This window comes from Candidatus Magnetominusculus dajiuhuensis (genome assembly GCF_046044395.1).
In the GTDB taxonomy this organism is placed as follows: domain Bacteria; phylum Nitrospirota; class Thermodesulfovibrionia; order Thermodesulfovibrionales; family Magnetobacteriaceae; genus Magnetominusculus; species Magnetominusculus dajiuhuensis.
The window spans coordinates 1-1,443 of sequence record NZ_JBJUSG010000040.1 but is presented as its reverse complement, the minus strand read 5'-3'; the positions used below and the strand labels follow the sequence as shown (position 1 = coordinate 1,443).

Sequence of the window (1,443 nt, the reverse complement as noted above, 5' to 3'; positions counted from 1 at the left end):
TGGCGGCGGTGCCACAAATACCGCAGCGAATAATTATTGACGGTAGTGAAGTGCTAATACCGCAGAAACAACAGCAGCAGCCGGGTGACGCGGTAACGCCACAACAAGGTTCGCCCAAAGATGGTGCGGCAATGACAATATTAGATCAAGGTAGGCCGCAGCGCATAGTCGTTGAAGGTGGAGACGTGTTGGCCGCTGTAAGGCAAAAGCCCGACGATGCCATTGCCACCCCAAGAGATTCCATCAAAGACAGCGCGGCGGTTGCAGCCCAGACCGCCACCAAAGACGCCGCTATTACACCCCATAGTTCCCCCAAAAGTGAACACGTAGCGGCACCATTAAATGTAAATAACGATCAAAAGGCCCTGCTGCTGAAAATTAAGAATATATTGCAAGATGATAAGATGGTCGAGGCCCTTAAAAATTCCCCTGCCAAACGTGACGAATTATTGGGCGTAGTTGATAAGTTTATTAAGAATATAGAGTTTTATCAGGTAAGCTCACGGGCTAATGATATGGTAGGCACATATCTGCCTTTTTTGTGGAATGAGCTAAGAGACGGCGAGCTGCTGTTTAAGAAGAACAAGTATCACGCAAAGAAATCGTTCACCTGCGATATTAATCTCGACCTTGACAGGCTTGGCAAAATCTCGGCCTCGGTAACAGCGGCAGACGGAGGATTCTTTGTCTCTTTCAACGTTGAAAAAGATAGCACCAAACAACTCATAATGGAAAACAAAGGGGAACTAGAAAAGCGGTTCGCGGCAAACGGCCTCACCCTTAAGGTAATCAATATAGGACAAAAAACCAGGCTCGACTTTGCCGAAAATAATAATGATAAAAAAACCCCTTCCGGCGGTCTGGACTTGCGGATTTAGGAGGCGGTATGGAAGGCAAAAGCAGAAAGGCGGCTGCCCTAAACTACAAATCGGGTGCTGAGGCAGTTCCAAGGATAACCGCAAAAGGCTCCGGTGCCGTGGCAGAGAAGATTATAGAAATAGCAAAGGCCAACGGCGTCCCGCTCAAAGAGGACAAGCAGTTGGTAGAAATCCTCTCAGCCCTTGACTTATACCAGGAGATTCCACAAGAACTATACAAGGCGGTAGCAGAAATACTTGCGTTTATCTATACATTGGGCAAAAAAACTAACCCCTCGCTTCCCCCCCCAACGTGGCCTGTCTGAGCGTCCTTTCACTGTGTTGGCATTTCGACCTATGACTTTTTTCTAATAACGAAATTAGGTCAAAGATTACATATTCTTTGGTCTGTCATTCCTGCGAAAGCAGGAATCCAGTTATTTTAAGTATAGAACAACATAATAATCAATGGAATCGCCGATGAATAATGTAATTTATTGGAAAATATTATCACACAGTGGAGCGGTGTTCCTGGATTCCTGCTTTCCAGACTGTGTCACAATAGTAAAGCAGCCCCCCCCCCCCC

General features: G+C 46.5%; 2 protein-coding genes. Both read left to right on the top strand.

Annotation, left to right across the window (positions count from 1 at the left end; all coding sequences use genetic code 11):
• On the top strand, nt 1-878 hold an 878-nt coding region (gene fliK, locus AB7D94_RS07285), incomplete at its 5' end, for a flagellar hook-length control protein FliK (protein WP_420265096.1).
• An 8-nt stretch (nt 879-886) separates the two neighbouring features.
• Entirely contained in the window at nt 887-1,183 is a 297-nt protein-coding gene (locus AB7D94_RS07280) for an EscU/YscU/HrcU family type III secretion system export apparatus switch protein (protein ID WP_420265095.1), read from the top strand.
• Nucleotides 1,184-1,443 lie beyond the last annotated feature (260 nt).